Origin of the sequence: Janthinobacterium glycogeni (assembly GCF_051380725.1) — a bacterium.
Lineage (GTDB): Bacteria > Pseudomonadota > Gammaproteobacteria > Burkholderiales > Burkholderiaceae_D > Janthinobacterium.
On sequence record NZ_JBNYXP010000006.1, the window covers coordinates 200,655 to 219,026 of the forward strand.

Below are 18,372 nucleotides of genomic sequence, written 5' to 3' on the forward strand. Positions count from 1 at the left end.
GAAATGCAACTGCTCGCCGTCGGCCTCAACCATACCACCGCTCCAGTGTCGCTCCGCGAACAGCTGGCGTTTGCGCCTGAGCACTTGGGTTCGGCGGTGATGGCGGCGCGCACCTGGTTCCAGCGCATCGACTTGCGCGACAACGACGAAGCGGCCATCCTCTCGACCTGCAACCGCACCGAGCTGTATGCGGCCAGCCATGTGCCCAACCCGCTCGACGCGGGCGCGCATTTCTTGGCCGACTACCACCAGCTCAACTACAGCGAGCTGCGCCCCCACTTGTATATGCTGCCGCAGCACGATGCCGTGCGCCACACCTTCCGCGTCGCCTCCGGGCTCGACTCGATGGTGCTGGGCGAAACGCAGATCCTGGGCCAGATCAAGGACGCCATCCGCACGGCCGACGAAGCGGGCGGCCTGGGCACGTATCTGCATCAGTTGTTCCAGCGCAGCTTTTCGGTGGCCAAGGAAGTGCGCAGCAGCACGGAAATTGGCGCCCACAGCGTATCCATGGCGGCCGCCGCCGTGCGCCTGTCGCAGCGCATCTTCGACAAGATCGCCGAGCAGAACGTGCTGTTCATCGGCGCCGGCGAAATGATCGAATTGTGCGCCACGCACTTTGCCGCGCAAAACCCGAAAAGCATCACCATTGCCAACCGCACCATGGAGCGGGGCGAGGAACTCGCGCACCGCTTCAACGGCAAGGCGATCCGCCTGGCCGACCTGCCGGAGCAGCTACACCAGTTCGACATCGTCATCTCATGCACGGCGTCATCGTTGCCGCTGCTGGGCCTGGGCCTGGTCGAGCGCGCCATCAAGGCGCGCCGCCACAAGCCCATGTTCATGGTCGACCTGGCCGTGCCGCGCGACATCGAGGCGGAAGTGGGCCGTTTGAACGACGTCTTCCTGTACACGGTCGACGACCTGGGCAAGGTCGTGCAGACGGGCCTGGAAAGCCGGCAGGCGGCCGTGGCGCAAGCCGAGGCCATCATCGAGACGCGCGTGCAATCGTTCATGAGCTGGGTCGACGACCGCGCCATGGTGCCCGTCATCCAGCATTTGCATGAAAACAGCGAAACCTTGCGCCTGATGGAAGTGGAACGGGCGCGCAAGATGCTGGCCAAGGGCGCCGACATCGACGCCGTGCTCGAAGCGCTGTCGAAAGGCTTGACGGCCAAGTTCCTGCACGGCCCGCAGCAGGCGCTGCACCATGCGCAAGGCGACGAGCGCAAGCAGCTGGTCACCCTGCTGCCGAAACTGTTCCGCCCCCGCCGTTAGCGCAGCCCCGCTGGCCGCCCGCGCGCGGCTACCTCTGCCCGCCTGCCGGGCTTGCATCATTCCTACACTCTTTTTACCGCGAATCGCTATGAAACCATCCATGCTGGCCAAACTCGATCAACTGGCGAACCGCCTGGTCGAACTCGACGAACTGCTGATGCACCCGGACGCCACGTCGAACATGGACAGCTACCGCAAGATGACGCGCGAGCACGCCGAGCTGGGCCCGCTGGTGGCCCTGTACCGTTCCTACCAGGAGGCGGGCAACGACATCACCACGGCGCAAGAGATGCTGGGCGATCCGGACATGAAGGAATTCGCCCAGGAAGAGATCGAGGCAGCCAAGGCCACCATGGCGCGGCTCGAACGCGAACTGCAGACCATGCTGCTGCCGAAGGACGTCAACGATGAGCGCAATATCTTCCTGGAAATTCGCGCCGGCACGGGCGGCGATGAATCGGCCCTGTTCGCCGGCGACCTGCTGCGCATGTACACGCGCTTTGCCGAGCGCAACCGCTGGCAGGTGGAGCTGGTATCGTCGTCCGATTCCGACCTGGGCGGCTACCGCGAGGTGATCGTGCGCGTGGTCGGCAATGGCGCGTATTCAAAGCTGAAATTCGAGTCGGGCGGCCACCGCGTGCAGCGCGTGCCGGCCACGGAAACGCAGGGCCGCATCCACACGTCGGCCTGCACGGTGGCCGTGATGCCGGAAGCCGATGAAGTGGAAGACGTCAACATCAACCCGGCCGACCTGCGCATCGACACCTACCGCGCCTCGGGCGCCGGTGGACAGCACATCAACAAGACGGATTCGGCCGTGCGCATCACCCACTTGCCGACCGGCATCGTGGTCGAGTGCCAGGATGACCGCAGCCAGCACAAGAACAAGGCGCAAGCGATGAAAGTGCTGGCCGCGCGCATCAAGGACGTGCAATTGCGCGAGCAGCAGTCGAAGGAAGCGGCCACGCGCAAGAGCCTGATCGGCTCGGGCGACCGCAGCGAGCGCATCCGCACTTATAATTTCCCGCAAGGCCGCCTGACGGACCACCGCATCAATCTGACCTTGTACAAGCTCGACTTCATCATGGATGGGGATTTGACGGAACTGACGAATGCGCTGGCGGCGGAGCACCAGGCCGAGTTGCTCGCGGCGCTGGGAGACTAAACGCTGGCGCCGTTGTGTCGGCTTACGCTGCGCTAAGCCGACCTACGCCGACCTACGCCGACCTACGCCGCAATTTGTAGGTCGGCTTGGCGCGCAGCGCGTAAGCCGACAGCTTTAAGTAGCGGCTAAGCAATAAAAATCGGCCCTTGTGCGAAAATGACCAGCTCGATTCCATCCACCTCACCGTGTCGCCCATGAAAAATTCACGCACCGTCCTCCTGTTGACCGCCGCCCTGTGTTTCCTGATGCTGGGCGTGGCCATGTATTTGCAGCATGCCATGAACATGGCGCCGTGTCCGCTGTGCGTGATCCAACGCTACCTGTTCCTCGCCATCGGCATCGCCTGCCTGGCCGGCGCGGCCGCGAACAAGCCGAAAATCGGCGCCGGCATCGGTCTGTTGGCGGCCCTGGGCGGCTTGGGCGTGGGCGCCAAGCATTTGTACGTGCTGGCCAACCCCGGCTTCTCGTGCGGCATCGACCCGGTGGAAACGGCCCTGAACAAGGTCTTCACGGCCGAACTCATGCCCTTCATGTTTGAATCGTACGGCGCCTGCGAAAACGCCGGCGAGCCGTTTTTCGGCCTGTCGATCCCGCAATGGGCCTTCGCCTGGTTCGCCATCTTCGCCATTGCCATGCTGTGGACTTTGCTGCGCCGCAAACAATAATCAATTATCTATGCCAGAAACACTGATCCCCGCCGGCAGCACTGTCGGCGCCTTGCAAATCCGTCCGCTGCTCGACCCGCTCGACAACCGCATCCTGCTGGGCCATGCGCTGGGCTTGTCGCGCGTCTCGCTGATCACACAATCGGAGCGCGTGCTCACTGCCGCTGAAGCCGAACGACTGTCCGGCTTGCTGGCGCGCCGCCTGCAGGGCGAGCCGATCGCCTACATCGTCGGGCGGCGCGAGTTTTTCGGCTTGCCCTTCGAAGTCAACGACGCCGTGCTGATTCCCCGTCCCGACACGGAAGTGCTGGTGGAACTGGCGCTCGAGCGCCTGCCGCCGGGCGGACGGGTGCTCGACATGGGCACGGGCAGCGGCGCCATCGCCGTCGCGCTGGCCCACACGCGGCCCGACGCCGTCGTCACGGCCCTGGACGTGAGCAGCACGGCGCTGGCCGTGGCGCGCCGCAACGCCAGCGCCAACGGCGTCAACATCACCTTCATGGCCAGCGACTGGTTCGAAGCGCTGGGCACGGAAAAATTCGACCTGATCGTCTCCAATCCCCCGTACATCGCCAGCGGCGACCGTCACCTGGCCGAAGGCGATCTGCGCTTCGAGCCGGCGGGCGCGCTGACCGATCATGCCGATGGCCTGTCGGCCCTGCGCACCATCGTTGCCGGCGCCGCGCGCCACCTGGCAACGGGCGCCTGGCTGCTGATGGAGCACGGCTATGACCAGGCTGCCCAGGTGCGCGAGCTGCTGGCCGCTGCCGGCTACAACAAGGTGCAAAGCTGGCGCGACCTGGCCGGCATCGAACGGGTCAGCGGCGCCCGCCTGGGCTGACCGTTGCCACCTGCGCAAAGCTTGACCCGGCGGCGCGCCAGATCCCTCCGCAGTTTGTTAAAATATCAAGCGAATTCCTGACCGAAGCGCCGTCCCCGTTCCCCGGGGCGGACGCTGGCGACGCGGCGTTTTTTGGGCCGGCGCCGACGCATTTGCCAAAATTCGGTTAATCTCAGCACAAATTATTTATATGCTGCACAAGAAAGGAAGCTCAAATTGCCCAACCTGTTGACTCGCCGCCTGGCATTGCTGACCGAAGATGCCAACCGCGCGCTGCTGGGCGGCTTGCGCGGCATCGAGCGTGAAACCCTGCGCGTCGACGCCGCCGGCCATCTGGCTTCCACGCCCCACCCCGCCGCCCTGGGCTCGGCGCTGACGCACCCTGAAATCACCACCGACTACGCCGAAGCGCTGCTCGAATTCATCACCCCGGCCGAAGCCGACATCGCCACGACATTAAGCAAGCTCGATACCGTGCACCGCCACGCCTACAGCCGCCTCGGCGACGAGTTGCTGTGGAGCCAGTCGATGCCGTGCCAGCTGCCGCCCGAGGAGGATATCGAGATCGCCAACTACGGCACGTCGAACATGGGCATGCTCAAGCACGTCTACCGGCGCGGCCTGGCCTTGCGCTACGGCAAGGCCATGCAATGCATCGCCGGCATCCATTACAACTATTCGCTCGACGAGCAGCTGTGGCAAGTGCTGGCCAGCCATCCGCACACCAGCGCCAGCCCGCAGCACGCGGCGGCCACGCCGAAAGATGTGCAATCGGAAAGCTACCTGGCGACGATCCGCAATTTCCGCCGCTACAGCTGGCTGCTGATGTATCTGTTCGGCGCTTCGCCGGCCCTGTCCGCCGGCTTCCTGCGCGGCCGCGCGCACAAGCTCGACACCTTGTCCGACGACACCCTGTTCCTGCCGTATGCGACCAGCCTGCGCATGAGCGACCTCGGCTACCAGAACGACGCCCAGTCCGGCCTGCGCCCGCACGAAAACAGCCTGGAAGACTACGTCAACGCCCTCACGCATGCCGTCAACGACCCGTATCCGCCGTACGCGGCGCTGGGCACAAAAAAAGATGGCGAGTGGATACAGTTGTCCACCAACGTGCTGCAGATCGAAAATGAATACTATTCGACCATCCGCCCGAAGCGCGTGATCCGCACGGGCGAGCGGCCGATCCAGGCCCTGTGCCTGCGCGGCGTGCAATACATCGAAGTGCGCTGCATGGATGTCGACCCGTTCGAACCGGTGGGCATCAGCCTGGAAACGGGCCGCTTCCTCGACGCGTTTTTGCTGTTCTGCGCGCTCGACGACAGCGGTCCCATCTCGGCCGAGCAAAGCGCCTGCTACACGAACAATTTCGCCCGCACCGTCAAGGAAGGCCGCAAGCCCGGCCTGACCCTGCGCCGGGATGGCGAAGAGATCAGCCTGCAGGCATGGGGCGAGGAATTGCTGACGCGTATCGCGCCTGTGGCGGCGCTGCTCGACTCTCGCATTGGCGGCACGCAGCACGCGGACAGCCTGGCCGCGCAAGCCCGCAAGCTGGCCGACCCGGACGCGACGCCATCGGCGAAGGTACTGGCCGAGCTGCGCGCCAACGGCGGCTCATTTGCCGCCTTCGGCCTGCAGCAAAGCGAACGCCATGCGGCGTTTTTCCGCGCACATCACCCCACACCCGAGCAAAGCGCGTATTTCGACGAGATGGCCGCCAGCTCGCTGGCCGAGCAGCGCGCCATGGAAGCGGCGCCCGCCGGCAGCTTCGACGATTTCGTCGCTGCCTACCGCGCCAGCACCCTGTGTTCGCACACCTGATCCTGCCTGACTTTTTGCCTGGCGCCCCATGCTGACCTTCTACAATGAATTGCACGGCCAGCACCGGGGCCGCTTCGAGCTGTTTCGCGGCACCATGGTGCCCTGCTTCGAGACGCCGGAGCGGGCCGACATGGTGGTGGCCGAGCTGGGGCGGCGCAACCTGGGCCGTATCGTCACGCCGCACGGCGTGCCGCTGACGTCGCTCGAACGCATCCACACGCCCCGTTATCTGCATTTTTTACGCCATGCCTGGCACGACTGGCTGGCGCTCGACCCGGACAATGCCAACAAGGATGCCTTGCCCTCCGTCTGGCCCGTGCGCACCTTGCGCAGCGACATCGAACCGGACGACTTCACGGCCAAGCTGGGGCTGTACTCGATGGACAACGGCACGCCGCTGACGGCCGGCACCTGGACGGCGGCCAAGACGGGCGCCGACTGCGCCGTCAACGCGGCCCACGCGCTGCGCCTGGGAGAACGGGCCACGTTCGCCCTGACGCGCCCGCCGGGCCACCACGCGGGCAGCGATTTCTTTGGCGGTTACTGCTTTCTGAACAACGCGGCCCTGGCCGCGCAGCACCTGCTCGACGACGGCGCGCGCAAGGTCGCCATCCTCGATATCGATTACCACCACGGCAACGGCACGCAGAGCATCTTTTACCAGCGCGACGACGTGCTGTTCGCCTCCGTCCACGCCGACCCGCGCGGCGAATATCCGTTTTACCTCGGTCACGCCGACGAGACGGGCAGCGGCGCGGGGCTCGGCTACAACGTCAACCTGCCGCTGCCGGCCGGCACGTCCGCGGCCAGCTGGTTCGCCGCGCTGGAAACGGCTTGCCTGCGCATCAATATGTATGCGCCCGACGCGCTGGTGGTCTCGCTCGGCGTCGACACCTTCGTGGGCGACCCGCTGTCGCACTTCGCCTTGCAAAGCGGCGACTACCTGCGCGTGGGCGAACGCCTCGCGCACCTGAACCTGCCCACCGCCTTCATCCTCGAAGGGGGCTATGCGGTAAAGGAAATCGGCATCAATGTGGTCAATGTGCTCGAAGGCTTTGAAACGGCGGAGTAATTCTGGGGTCAGACCCCCGTCCACGTTGACGGTGAGCCTGGCGTTAGCGGTGTTGAGGGTCTGACCCCGGCTTTAGCAGCTCTACATATTCCTGAACAGCGCCATGAACGGCTGGCTCACGGCCAGGGTTTCCGGCCGCGTCTTCAGGCGCAGGACGCCGCGTCCCACCTCGTCGCGCGTCACCGACGCCACCATCTTCATGTTGACGATGGTGGAGCGGTGGATCTGCTTGAAGATGGCCGGATCGAGCACGTCGAGCAGTTCGCGGATCGGCTTGCGCAGCAGCGCCTCGCCGTCCGCCGTCATCACGGCCGTGTACTTGGTGTCGGATTGAAAATAGGCGATGTCTTCGACCATGATCAGACGCGTATCCTTGCCGCTGCTGGCCGTCAGCCACACCAGCGGCGGCGACTTGGCGGCCGCCGGCAAGGCGCTGCTCAATTGCTGCAGCAGGCCGGCGAGCGCGCCGTCGCCCGCCCGGGTCTTGCCGGCCCGCGCCTGCACGCGCTGCAGGGTCGCCTGCAGGCGCTCGCGGGCGACCGGTTTCAATAAATAATCGACGGCGCCCTTGTCGAAGGCGTCGATCGCGTACTGGTCGTAGGCGGTGACGAACACCACCTGCGTGGCGGGACTGGCGTCGAGCGCGCCGGCAGCCACTTCCAGCCCCGTCAAGCCCGGCATGCGGATGTCGAGGAAGGCGACGTCCGGCTTGCGCGTGGCGATGGCATCGAGCGCCGTGCCGCCGTCGTCGCAGGCGGCGACGATGCGCAAGTTGGGCCACTCTTCGGCCAGCAGGGCCACCAGCGCGTCGCGCAGCAGGGTTTCGTCTTCGGCGATGACGCAGGTCATCTCAGGCGGATGCATACGACACTCCTTGCGCCGTGCTGTCGGGCACCGTGATGGTGGCCGTCACGCCATCGGGGAAATTGGCGACGATGGCAAACGCGGCGGCATTGCCGTAGATCAGGCGCAGGCGTTCGCGCACATTGCGCAGGCCAATGCCCGTGCCGGCGCCGTCGTCGCTGAAGCCCTTGCCGTCGTCGGCCACCGTGACGATCACCGTGCCATTGCCGCTGCGCGCCATGATCCAGATGGTGCCGCCGCCGCTTTTCGGCTCCAGGCCATGCTTGATGGCGTTTTCCACCAGGGTTTGCAGCATCATCGGCGGCAGCTCCACCTGGCGCAGGTATTGCGGTACCTCGATCTGCAGGTTCAGGCGCGCGCCCATGCGGATTTTCAGGATGTCGAGGTAGGCGCGCGCCCTTTCCAGCTCCGTGCCCAGGGTCGACATTGCTTGCTCCGTGCGCGGCAGCGAGTGGCGCAGGTACAGGATCAGGTTGCCCAGCATCGCGTCGGCGCGCACGGGGTCGCTGCGCGTGAGCAGCTGCGCGCTGGCCAGGGTGTTGTACAGGAAGTGCGGCTCCACCTGCGCATGCAGCAAGCTCAGCTTGGCCACCGTGAGTTCCTTTTCCGTCACCGTCTGGCGCGCCTCGGCCTGCTCGCCGCGCCGGCGCTGCGCCACCCGGCGCGTCATCGCCCGCGTCACCGCCTCCGCGTTTTCCAGGTTGCTGCCATGGTCGACGAGGAACCAGTCGGTCCAGGCATTGCGCGCCGGCTCGCAGATCAGGGTCACGCTGCCCGCCTCGCCATTCGGCGTGACGGTGGCGAGGATCTGGTTCGGCCGCGGCTCGAGGAAACCGAGCACGCGCATGCGGGGCAAGCCCGTGTGCGTGTAGGGCGCGGCGCGGCGCACGCGGGCCTGCACCTGCAGGCTGTCGCGCGCGCTCTCGACCACTTCGCTGCCCGGCAATTCGCGGATGGCCGCATCGATCATGTCGAACGCCTCGCCCGCCTCGAACGGGATCTCGATCTGGCGCCGCTGCCGGCTCGACAGGGTGCCGGCATTGACGGCGCCGGCGATCAGGCGCACGCGCCGCACGTGCGAAAACGCATTCGTGACGACGGCGCAGGCCAGCAGCGCACCGACGATGACAAAGAAGCCTTCCGTGTGTCCGAAAATATGGCGCAGAAAGTTCTCGACCAGGATCGCCGTGGCGATGATGTATGTGAGCATCGCGGCCAGGGTGAGGCGCAGGATAAAGAAGAGGCTGGTCATGATTTTTCCTTGGGTATTGAAGTGGGGCCAGCATAATCATCGGCCCCGGCAGCGGTGGCCATTATGCGATGGAAGGGCAATACTGGCGACCAAGGCAAGAAAATAAAGCGTCAATGCGCGCCAACCCCAAATAAAATCGCTTGCAATTAAATAGTGCGCGATATATATTGTGTACATGGACGCCGCACATTGCTTCTGCAGACAGGCATCCTGGGGCGACAGCCCGCGAAACAAGTAGTACACTATTTAGTAGTTACCTATTTACCTATCTAAAGGAAACCATCATGTCGATCAAACAAGTCCTGTACCGCGCTGTAGCCACCGCCACCGGAGGCCGCGAAGGCCGTGCCGTGTCGTCCGACAATGTGCTCGACGTCAAGCTGACCACGCCAAAAGAACTGGGCGGCAATGGCGCCGTCGGCACCAATCCGGAACAACTGTTTGCCGCTGGTTACTCGGCCTGCTTCATCGGCGCCATGAAATTCGTCGGCGGCCGCGACAAGATCGCCATCCCGGCGGACCTGTCCATCGAAGGCAACGTCGGCATCGGCGCCATCGAGACGGGCTTCGGCATCGAAGTGGAATTGAAAATCTCGCTGCCAGGCATGGAACGCGCCGCCGCCGAAGCACTGGTCGCCGCCGCCCACATCGTGTGCCCGTACTCGAACGCCACGCGCGGCAACATCGACGTCACCCTGACGATCGTCTGAGCGCACCTGAACCAGGCTGCTGCGCGTCGCGCTTTGCCATCCAAACCGCACTGCCTTCATGGCAATGCGGTTTTTTTGCGTACGCCTTTAGAATGACGCTCTTTCCCTGATTTTTCGGAGTATGCATGATCGCCTGGCAATGGAACACGTTCGACGAACTCGGCCCCCACGATTTGTACCAGGTGCTGGCCTTGCGCCAGCGCGTGTTCGTCATCGAACAGCAGTGCATTTACCCGGACCTGGACGGCCATGACCAGCAGGCGATGCACTTGCTGGGCTGGCAAACGGCCGATGGCCAGCGCCGGCTGGCCGCCTACCTGCGCGTGCTGGCGCCGGGCGCCAAGTATGTGGAAATGTCGCTGGGCCGCGTGCTGACGGCACCCGAGGCGCGCAGCAGCGGCGTCGGCAAGCAGTTGTTGCTTGAGGGCATCGCCCGGGCCGAACGCCGGCACCCGGGCCACGCCATCCGCATCGGCGCGCAGCACTACCTGGAACGCTTTTATCAATCCTTCGGCTTTGTCACCGTCAGCGCGCCGTATGACGAAGACGGCATACAGCACGTCGACATGCTGCGCGCGGTGCAGCCGGGAGCGGCGGCATGATGACGGCCCTCATTTCCTGGAGCGGCGGCAAGGATTCCTGCCTGGCCCTGTGGCGCGCCCGCAACGCCGGCCTGGACGTGCCGCTCTTGATCACGGCCATGGATGAAGATGGCCGCAAATCGCGCTCGCACGGCGTGCCGCCCGAGCTGCTCGAAGCGCAGGCGGCCAGCCTGGGCGCGCGCCTGCAGCGCTATCACGCCAGCTGGGCCAGCTACGAAGAACAATTCATCGCCATGCTGCGCGCGGCCAAGGCCGAGGGCATAGCCCACGCCCTGTTTGGCGACATCGATTTGCAGCCGCACCGCGACTGGGAAGAAAAAGTCTGCGCCGCGGCCGGCCTGACGGCGCACCTGCCCCTGTGGGGCGGGGAACGGCGCGCGCTGGTCGACGAATTTCTCGCCGCCGGCTTCAAGGCCATCGTCGTGTGCATCAACGGCCAGCATCTGCCGCGCGAATTTTGCGGACGCGAATTCGACGCCGCCTTCCTGGCCGACCTGCCGCCCGGCGTCGACGCCTGCGGCGAAAACGGCGAATTCCACACCTTCGTCTACGACGGCCCCGCCTTCAGCGCCCCCGTGGCGCTGCGCCGCACACAAGTGCTGCAATATGACGCGCCGGCCAATCTGGGCGGCGCCACGTATTACTTCCAGGAGCTGGCGCCCGCTTAAACCGGGCAGCAAAGCAAAAAGGGCGATTCCGTGGAATCGCCCTTTGTATTTGCTGCCCTGCACGCTTACTTTTTCGTCACGCTCACCAGCTTGATCTCGAACAGCAAGCCGGCGTAGCCAGGAATCTTCGGCGGGCTGCCCGCCTTGCCATAACCCAGGTCATACGGAATGGCCAGGGTGCGCGTGCCGCCGACCTGCATGCCGACCAGGCCGCGGTCCCAGCCCAGGATGACCCGGCCGATACCCAGAGGGAAAGTAAAACCGCTGCCTGCCGGGCTCGCATCGAACTGCACGCCCTTGTTGCCCGGCTTGCTTGCGTCATACAGCCAGCCCGTGTAGGTCACCAGCAGGGTGTCGCCCGCTGCCGCCGCCGTGCCGGTACCGATCACCGTATCGGTAATTGTCAGTTCTTTCACTTGCGTATTCGGGTCGAGCACGACCGGCTTCTCGGTGTTGGCAGCGGCGCCGCAAGCGGTCAGGGCCACGGCGCAGACGAGCATGGCGATCTTTTGAAATACCGATTTCATGGTTTCCCTTTAAATATTGGTGTGTGGCTCGGCCCGTACGGTGCGGGCCAGTGCGAGCAGCAGTTTAACAGGAGTCGCGCAGCCAATTTGTAAGCAGACGTAAGCACGGCGGAAGATTGCGCAACAATACAACATTGCCACAATAATCATTGCGCCGCGCCGTCACGTCTAGATTTCCACCTGCGTGCCCAGTTCGATCACCCGGTTGCTCGGGATCTGATAGTAGTCGGCCGCCGTACGCGCATTGCGCGACATGGTAACAAACAGGTGCTCGCGCCACGGCATCATGCCGGCGCCCGGCGTCGAAATGATGGTCTGGCGCGCGATAAAGAACGACGTTTCCATCATCTCGAAGTCCAGTCCCTGCTGCGCGCACTGCGCCAGCGCGGACGGAATGTCCGGTTCATCCTTGAAGCCGTAATGCACGTTGACCTGGTAGCACTGGTGGCCCAGTTCCACCACGCGCACGCGCTCCGATGGCGCCACCCACGGCTCTTCATGCATGAAGACGGTAAGGAAAATGACGCGCTCATGCAACACCTTGTTATGCAGCAAGTTATGCAGTAACGCATGCGGCACGCCATCCGTTTCGCCGCGCAGGAAGATGGCCGTGCCGGGCACGCGCATCGGTGGCGCGATGAACAGCGACGAGAGGAATTCGTTGAGCGGAATCGCATGCTTTTCCAGGTTCTGGAATACCAGCTGGCGGCCCCGTTTCCAGGTCAGCATGATGATGAACAGGATGGCGCCCAGCAGCAGCGGGAACCAGCCGCCGTGGAACAGTTTCAGGGAACTGGCGGCGAACAAGTTCACATCGATGATCAGGAAGAAGCCCGTGGCGGCCCAGCACAGCAGCAAATTCATCTTCCAGCGGTAGCGGATGACGAAGAAGGTCAGGATGGTGGTCGCCAGCATGGTGGCCGTCACCGCGATGCCGTAGGCGGCGGCCAGCTTTTCAGACGAACCGAAACCGACGACGGCCATCAGCACCACGGCCAGCTGCAGCCAGTTGACGGCGGGGATGTAGATCTGCCCGATTTCGCTTTCCGACGTGTGGCGCACGCGCATGCGCGGCAAAAAGCCCAGCGCGATCGCTTGCTTGGTCATCGAGAAGGTGCCGGAAATGGTTGCCTGCGAAGCGATGACGGTGGCCATGGTCGACAGGATCACCAGCGGATACACGCTCCAGGCGCCCAGCTGCTGGTAGAACGGATTGGAAATGGCTTCCGGGTGCGCCAGCAGCAGCCCGCCCTGCCCCAGGTAATTCAGCGCCAGCGCGGGGAAGGCGATCAGAAACCAGGCCATGCGGATCGGCTTCTTGCCGAAGTGGCCCATGTCGGCGTACAGCGCCTCGGCGCCCGTCAGCGCCAGCACCACAGCGCCCAGCGACAGGAAGGCGATGCGGCCGTTGTCCAGCAGGAAGGCCACTGCATGCAGCGGATTGATGGCGGCCAGGATGGCCGGCGATTTGACGATGTTGACCACGCCCATGCAGGCCAGCGCGACAAACCAGATCAGCATGATGGGAGCGAAGAAGCGGCCGATACCGGCCGTGCCGTGCGACTGCACCGAGTACAGGGCCACCAGCACCACGATCGTCAGCCACACCACATACGGACTGAAGGCGGGCGTGGCCACTTCCAGGCCCTCGATGGCCGACAGCACGGAAATGGCCGGCGTGATCACGCTGTCGCCATAGAACAGGGTGGCGCCAAAGACGCCGATCACCATCAGCGGCACATGCCAGCGCGACGACTTGCTGACGGACGACAGCACCAGCGCCATCAGGGCCATGATGCCGCCCTCGCCGCGGTTGTCGGCGCGCAGCACCAGGGTCACGTACTTGAGCGAGACGATCAGGGTCAGGCCCCAGAAGATCAGCGAGACGATGCCCAGCAGGTTGTTATGCGTGACCGCCAGGCCGTGGGCAGGATCGAAGACCGTCTTCAGGGTGTACAGCGGACTGGTGCCGATATCGCCGTAAACGATGCCGACGGCCGCCAGCGTCAAGCCGACCAGGCCGCTTTTTTTGTGTTCCGACGTCAAGATTGCACCCGTTTTTGTTTTGTTGCATCGCACAATATGATAGGTATTAGCAAATAGCAAGAGTATTTTTGCATGGTTCCGCAGCTGCCCCAAAGTCGTGGTTTTGTACCGCTCCGCCTTGCTGCACGGGCTTGCGGCCATTGATGTGTTGCCATTCTACGCTTCGCCAGCGGCGCCGGGCAGCCCCCGATGTTTTCAGCCATAATGACAGACTGTCTACTCTCCAGCGAAGCCCATCATGAATCCAGGCATGTTGTACGCCTCCCTCGCCTTCCTGTGCTGGGGTCTGTTTCCCCTGTATTTCCACGCCATCGGCGAGATTGCACCACAGGAAATCCTGGCGCACCGCATGGTCTGGTCGCTGTTGTTTCTAGGCATCGTGCTGACCGTGCGCCGCCAGTGGAGCTGGCTGGGCGCCCTGAAAGGCCAGCCGAAGGTGGTGGCCAGCTTCGTCGCCAGTGCTTTCTTGCTGTCCGCCAACTGGTTCATCTATATCTGGGCCGTCAACAACGGCCATGTGGTCGACGCCAGCCTCGGCTACTTCATTACGCCCCTGATCAATGTCATGCTGGGCTTCCTGCTGCTGCACGAACGCCTGCGCCGCCTGCAGTGGCTGGCTATCGCCCTGGCCGCCTGCGGCGTGGCCTGGCTCACGTGGCAGGCCGGGCAGGTGCCGTGGATCGCCCTGCTGCTGGCCGCCACCTTCGGCGGCTATGGCTTGCTGCGCAAGACGGCCGCGCTGGGCGCGCTGGAAGGCTTGTCGTTCGAAACCTTGATTCTGTTCCCTTTGGCGCTGGCCTACATGCTGTGGCTGGCATGGCATGGCCAGAGCGGCTTCGTCAACACGGATTCCACCGCCACGCGCGCGCTGCTGCTGGCGTCCGGCCCCATCACGGCCATTCCCCTGCTGCTGTTCGCCGCCGGCGCGCGCCGCCTGCCGCTGGCCGTGCTGGGGCTATTGCAATACATCGCCCCCACGGGCCAGCTCCTGATCGGCGTATGGGTCTTCCACGAATCGTTCACGCCCGAGCGCATGCTGGGTTTCCTCGTCATCTGGACGGCGCTGGGCCTGTATGCGGCCGAGGGGCTGTGGACGGCCCACCGCGCGCGCGCCGCCGCCTAACCCTGCCTCTGGGGCCCGTTTCCGCAGCGCGCAGCGCTGGCCGGAAGCGGGCGTTTACCGTATCCTGTCCGTCTTTGTATATCACCCGAGATTTCTAATGGCAAATTACGTCTACACCATGAATCGCGTGGGCAAAATCGTCCCGCCCAAGCGCCAGATTCTGAAAGATATTTCCCTCTCCTTCTTCCCAGGCGCGAAGATCGGCGTGCTGGGCCTGAACGGCTCCGGCAAATCGACCCTGCTGAAAATCATGGCCGGCATCGACACCGACATCCAGGGCGAAGCCGTGCCGATGCCGGGCCTGAACATCGGCTACCTGCCGCAGGAACCGCTGCTGGACCCGGCAAAAACCGTGCGCCAGGAAGTCGAGTCGGGCCTGGGCGAAGTGTTTGAAGCACAAGCCAAGCTGGAAGCCGTGTACGCCGCCTATGCCGAGGAAGACGCCGATTTCGACGCCCTGGCCACGGAACAGGCACGCCTGGAAGCGATCATCTCGACCTCCGACGGCGGCAATCTGAATTTACAGCTGGAAATGGCCGCCGACGCGCTGCGCCTGCCGCCATGGGACGCCACCATCGGCGTGCTGTCCGGCGGTGAAAAGCGCCGCGTGGCGCTGTGCAAGCTGCTGCTGTCGAAACCCGACATGCTGCTGCTCGACGAGCCGACCAACCATCTGGATGCGGAATCGGTCGACTGGCTGGAACAATTCCTGCTGCGCTTCCCCGGCACCGTCGTCGCCATCACCCATGACCGCTACTTCCTCGACAACGCGGCCGAGTGGATCCTGGAGCTGGACCGCGGCCACGGCATTCCATGGAAGGGTAACTACTCGACCTGGCTGGACCAGAAGCAAGCCCGCCTGAAGCAGGAAGAAGCGACGGAATCGGCGCGCCAGAAAGCGCTGCAGAAGGAATTGGAATGGTCGCGCCAGAACCCGAAAGCGCGCCAGGCCAAGTCGAAAGCCCGCCTGGCCCGCTTCAACGAGCTGTCCGAGCACGAATACCAGAAACGCAATGAAACGCAGGAGATTTTCATTCCCGTGGCAGAACGCCTGGGCAATGAAGTCATCGAGTTCAAGAACGTGTCGAAAGCGTTCGGCGACCGCCTGCTGATCGACAACCTGAGCTTTACCGTGCCGCCAGGCGCCATCGTCGGCATCATCGGCCCCAACGGCGCCGGTAAGTCGACCCTGTTCAAGATGATCACCGGCAAGGAAACACCGGACAGCGGCGAAGTGGCCATCGGCCAGACGGCGCGCGTGTCCATCGTCGACCAGAACCGCGATTCGCTGGCCGACAACAAGTCCGTGTTCGAAGACGTCTCCGGCGGCGCCGACATGCTGACGGTCGGCCGCTTCGAAATGCCGTCGCGCGCTTACCTGGGCCGCTTCAACTTCAAGGGTTCGGACCAGCAAAAGCAGGTGGGCAATCTGTCCGGCGGTGAACGCGGACGTCTGCACCTGGCAAAAACGTTGTTGATGGGCGGCAACGTCCTGCTGCTCGATGAACCGTCGAACGATCTGGACGTGGAAACCTTGCGCGCGCTGGAAGACGCCTTGCTGGAATTTGCCGGCAGCGTCATGGTCATTTCCCATGATCGCTGGTTCCTCGACCGTATCGCCACGCACATCCTGGCCTTCGAAGGCAATTCGCAGGTCACCTTCTTTGACGGCAACTATCAGGAATACGAAGCCGACAAGAAGAAACGCCTGGGCGAAGAAGGCGCGAAGCCGAAGCGTATCCGCTACAAGCCTTTGACCACGTAATTTCGGTCCGGCAATGCAAAAAGGCAGTTACCTCGCGGTAACTGCCTTTTTTTTCAGTAAACTTCCGGTAAATTAGAAGTTGTAGCGTGCGCCTAATGCGAGACCGGTCGCCTTGCGGCCCTGGTCGGCGCTCTTGCCGAAGTGTTCCACTTCCGCCGTCAGCGAAACTTTCTCGTTGATCGCGTACTGGGCCCCGACGGAAGCGTACACGCCCGTCTTGTCGTTGCCGCTGATGCCGGTCGACAGGCCCGTGCCGCTCAAGCTGTTCTTGACCTTGGCCACGCCCAGCTTGCCGAACACGCCGACCTTGTCGCTCACCGGCATGGTGGCCTTGCCAGCCAGGTAGTAGCCGTGCGAATCGCTTTTCACGGAACCGTTGCCGGCGCCCGTGACATAGCTGTAATCCTTGCTGCCGAAATCGGCGTAGCCGCCCTCGACCGCCCAGGTCTTATCGAAATCGTAACCGGCGAAAATCTTGGCGCCGGCCTTGTAGCCGCTGTGATTATCGGCGCTGGTGGCGCCAGGAATATCGAAGTTGTAGCGGTTGCCCGTGACACCGGCGCCCACATAGGCGCCTTCGGCGTGCGCCGCGCTCATGCCGGTCAGTGCGGTAACGGAAGCGATCATCGCAAACAGGATTTTCTTCTTCATCATGTTCTCTCTCTCAATTAGTGAATGGTGCCTGGATTCGCAGTTCAGCGAAGTGCGATGACTACACAATAACAGCCGAAAAAAGCCACGTCTTTCTCCATTCCGTAAGAACTGTGACAAGATGTAAGCGAACGTTCCAAACTGACAATAACGGTAAAATGCGCACCGTTGAGCGAACTTAAGATAGACTTAAGAACATTAGCGATTTTCAGTCCAGAGGAGACGTGCATGCACAAACGCCAGTTTCTCGCCGCCGCCATGGCGGCGGCCACCCTGCCGGCCATCGGCCGGGCGGCGCCCGCCGGCCTGCGCGGTCCGGCCCTGCTGACCGTCACGGGCAGCGTCGACAAGCCGAACCGGGGCCCGTTCGACGCCGTGCGCGACCAGATGATGCACAAGCAAAAGATCAGTTTTGAGCGGGCGCGGGCATTCGACTTTGCGGCGCTGACGAACTTGCCGGCTCGCACGATCCACCCCACCCTGGAGTACGACGGCAAGGCGCATGCGCTGCGCGGTCCGCTGCTGGTCGATGTATTGAAGGCGGCGGGCGCGCCCGAGGAAGATGCCGTGCGGCTGCTGCTGCGGGCCGTCGATGGCTATGCGGCGGCGCTGACCATGGCGCAGGCGCGCGCCCAGCGTTTTATCGTCGCCACCCACCTCGATGGGCAGCCGATGGCGCTGGGCGGCCTGGGGCCGCTATGGGCGATCCACGATGCCGAACGCATCGCGGCCGTGGCGGCGCTGCCCCTGGCCGAACGCTTCGCCAGTTGCCCGTGGGCGCTGTATCACGTCGGCGTGGAGGCGGGTTGACGCTACTTAAAACGCCAAACAAAACCGTAGCGAGCGGAAGGAAGAGGTGACTGAGCAGCGGAGCTGTGCTAATGCACGGGGCCGCCGAGGCAGTGAGCATCGCAGGCCGCCTATACCGACGCGCAGTAGGTTTTGATCGGCGTTTAGGCGTAGGCTTCGGCCATCGACATCACCCTCGGAGCGATGGTGATGCCGTGTTCCTCGAACAGGGCGGTGATGGCCGCCAGGTTGTGCGTGCACTCCTCGGTTTTCCAGCCCTTGAAGATATCCGTGCCATCCTTCTGGAAATGCAGGTCCAGCACTTTGCCCGAATCCTTGTGCAGGTAGGGCGAACTATAGGTGTTCTCGAAACCGAGCGCCTTCAATTGCTCCAGCAAGGCCAGCGGCGGATGGTCGGGATCGGTGGCAAGAAAAATGCCGAAGGTCTTGCCAGGCGGTTTGGCGGCGATGTCGACCTCGTAGATGCCGGGGGCCTTGCTAACGGACGTACTCTTTAAAAATAACATGCAACACTC

Annotated in this window: 18 protein-coding genes; 12 read left to right on the forward strand and 6 right to left on the reverse strand. The window is 63.7% G+C overall.

What is annotated here, in order from left to right; translation table 11 throughout:
* The first annotated feature begins 3 nt into the window (after window positions 1–3).
* The 6 genes from hemA to ACQ4W4_RS16035 all read left to right on the forward strand — a co-directional run bounded on the left by hemA (window position 4) and on the right by ACQ4W4_RS16035 (window position 6,839).
* Window positions 4–1,278 (forward strand): glutamyl-tRNA reductase, encoded by a 1,275-nt coding sequence (hemA, locus tag ACQ4W4_RS16010; protein WP_436542833.1) that lies wholly within the window; start codon window positions 4–6, stop codon window positions 1,276–1,278.
* A gap of 88 nt (window positions 1,279–1,366) precedes the next feature.
* On the forward strand, window positions 1,367–2,443 hold the full coding sequence (gene prfA / locus ACQ4W4_RS16015; protein WP_436542834.1) for a peptide chain release factor 1: 1,077 nt from the start codon (window positions 1,367–1,369) through the stop codon (window positions 2,441–2,443).
* A 194-nt stretch (window positions 2,444–2,637) separates the two neighbouring features.
* Window positions 2,638–3,108, forward strand: coding sequence for a disulfide bond formation protein B (locus ACQ4W4_RS16020; protein WP_436542835.1), 471 nt, complete (start codon window positions 2,638–2,640; stop codon window positions 3,106–3,108).
* Between the two features lie 10 nt (window positions 3,109–3,118).
* On the forward strand, window positions 3,119–3,949 hold the full coding sequence (gene prmC / locus ACQ4W4_RS16025; protein ID WP_436542836.1) for a peptide chain release factor N(5)-glutamine methyltransferase: 831 nt from the start codon (window positions 3,119–3,121) through the stop codon (window positions 3,947–3,949).
* 216 nt (window positions 3,950–4,165) lie between these two features.
* Window positions 4,166–5,767 carry a glutamate--cysteine ligase gene (gene gshA / locus ACQ4W4_RS16030; protein WP_436542837.1) on the forward strand — a complete coding sequence of 534 codons (1,602 nt, stop codon included), beginning with the start codon at window positions 4,166–4,168 and terminating at the stop codon, window positions 5,765–5,767.
* 28 nt (window positions 5,768–5,795) lie between these two features.
* Window positions 5,796–6,839 carry a histone deacetylase family protein gene (locus tag ACQ4W4_RS16035; protein WP_436542838.1) on the forward strand — a complete coding sequence of 348 codons (1,044 nt, stop codon included), beginning with the start codon at window positions 5,796–5,798 and terminating at the stop codon, window positions 6,837–6,839.
* 81 nt (window positions 6,840–6,920) lie between these two features.
* Here the strand turns inward: ACQ4W4_RS16035 and ACQ4W4_RS16040 are convergent, their stop codons facing one another.
* Both ACQ4W4_RS16040 and ACQ4W4_RS16045 read right to left on the reverse strand, forming a co-directional pair.
* Window positions 6,921–7,703 (reverse strand): LytR/AlgR family response regulator transcription factor, encoded by a 783-nt coding sequence (locus ACQ4W4_RS16040; RefSeq protein WP_436542839.1) that lies wholly within the window; start codon window positions 7,701–7,703, stop codon window positions 6,921–6,923.
* Window positions 7,690–8,955, reverse strand: coding sequence for a histidine kinase (locus ACQ4W4_RS16045; RefSeq protein WP_436542840.1), 1,266 nt, complete (start codon window positions 8,953–8,955; stop codon window positions 7,690–7,692). Before ACQ4W4_RS16045 ends, ACQ4W4_RS16040 begins: the two co-directional genes overlap by 14 nt.
* Before the next feature lie 284 nt (window positions 8,956–9,239).
* On the opposite strand from ACQ4W4_RS16045, the gene ACQ4W4_RS16050 reads away from it, so the two are divergent.
* The 3 genes from ACQ4W4_RS16050 to ACQ4W4_RS16060 all read left to right on the forward strand — a co-directional run bounded on the left by ACQ4W4_RS16050 (window position 9,240) and on the right by ACQ4W4_RS16060 (window position 10,935).
* Window positions 9,240–9,665: an organic hydroperoxide resistance protein gene (locus ACQ4W4_RS16050; protein ID WP_436542841.1), complete on the forward strand. Its 426-nt coding sequence runs from the start codon at window positions 9,240–9,242 to the stop codon at window positions 9,663–9,665.
* A gap of 125 nt (window positions 9,666–9,790) precedes the next feature.
* On the forward strand, window positions 9,791–10,267 hold the full coding sequence (locus ACQ4W4_RS16055; protein ID WP_436542842.1) for a GNAT family N-acetyltransferase: 477 nt from the start codon (window positions 9,791–9,793) through the stop codon (window positions 10,265–10,267).
* Window positions 10,264–10,935, forward strand: a complete 672-nt coding sequence (locus ACQ4W4_RS16060; RefSeq protein WP_436542843.1) for a Dph6-related ATP pyrophosphatase — start codon at window positions 10,264–10,266, stop codon at window positions 10,933–10,935. The genes ACQ4W4_RS16055 and ACQ4W4_RS16060 overlap by 4 nt, the downstream gene beginning before the upstream one ends.
* Window positions 10,936–11,000: 65 nt before the next feature.
* Here ACQ4W4_RS16060 and ACQ4W4_RS16065 read toward each other — a convergent pair whose 3' ends face one another.
* Window positions 11,001–11,462 carry an FKBP-type peptidyl-prolyl cis-trans isomerase gene (locus tag ACQ4W4_RS16065; RefSeq protein WP_436542844.1) on the reverse strand — a complete coding sequence of 154 codons (462 nt, stop codon included), beginning with the start codon at window positions 11,460–11,462 and terminating at the stop codon, window positions 11,001–11,003.
* Between the two features lie 168 nt (window positions 11,463–11,630).
* Window positions 11,631–13,508 carry a potassium transporter Kup gene (locus tag ACQ4W4_RS16070; RefSeq protein WP_436542845.1) on the reverse strand — a complete coding sequence of 626 codons (1,878 nt, stop codon included), beginning with the start codon at window positions 13,506–13,508 and terminating at the stop codon, window positions 11,631–11,633.
* Window positions 13,509–13,746: 238 nt separating this feature from the next.
* On the opposite strand from ACQ4W4_RS16070, the gene rarD reads away from it, so the two are divergent.
* Window positions 13,747–14,631 carry an EamA family transporter RarD gene (gene rarD / locus ACQ4W4_RS16075; RefSeq protein ID WP_436542846.1) on the forward strand — a complete coding sequence of 295 codons (885 nt, stop codon included), beginning with the start codon at window positions 13,747–13,749 and terminating at the stop codon, window positions 14,629–14,631.
* A 97-nt stretch (window positions 14,632–14,728) separates the two neighbouring features.
* Window positions 14,729–16,396, forward strand: coding sequence for an energy-dependent translational throttle protein EttA (gene ettA / locus ACQ4W4_RS16080; protein ID WP_436542847.1), 1,668 nt, complete (start codon window positions 14,729–14,731; stop codon window positions 16,394–16,396).
* Window positions 16,397–16,468: 72 nt separating this feature from the next.
* Here the strand turns inward: ettA and ACQ4W4_RS16085 are convergent, their stop codons facing one another.
* Window positions 16,469–17,050 carry a porin family protein gene (locus tag ACQ4W4_RS16085; RefSeq protein ID WP_070218982.1) on the reverse strand — a complete coding sequence of 194 codons (582 nt, stop codon included), beginning with the start codon at window positions 17,048–17,050 and terminating at the stop codon, window positions 16,469–16,471.
* A 225-nt stretch (window positions 17,051–17,275) separates the two neighbouring features.
* Between ACQ4W4_RS16085 and ACQ4W4_RS16090 the strand changes: the two genes are divergently transcribed.
* Window positions 17,276–17,857, forward strand: a complete 582-nt coding sequence (locus ACQ4W4_RS16090; protein WP_436542848.1) for a putative pterin-binding protein — start codon at window positions 17,276–17,278, stop codon at window positions 17,855–17,857.
* Between the two features lie 143 nt (window positions 17,858–18,000).
* On the opposite strand, the gene ACQ4W4_RS16095 is transcribed toward ACQ4W4_RS16090, so the two are convergent.
* The gene (locus ACQ4W4_RS16095) at window positions 18,001–18,363 is read right to left on the reverse strand and encodes a hypothetical protein (RefSeq protein ID WP_070218980.1); all 363 of its coding nucleotides are present in this window, start codon (window positions 18,361–18,363) and stop codon (window positions 18,001–18,003) included.
* Window positions 18,364–18,372 lie beyond the last annotated feature (9 nt).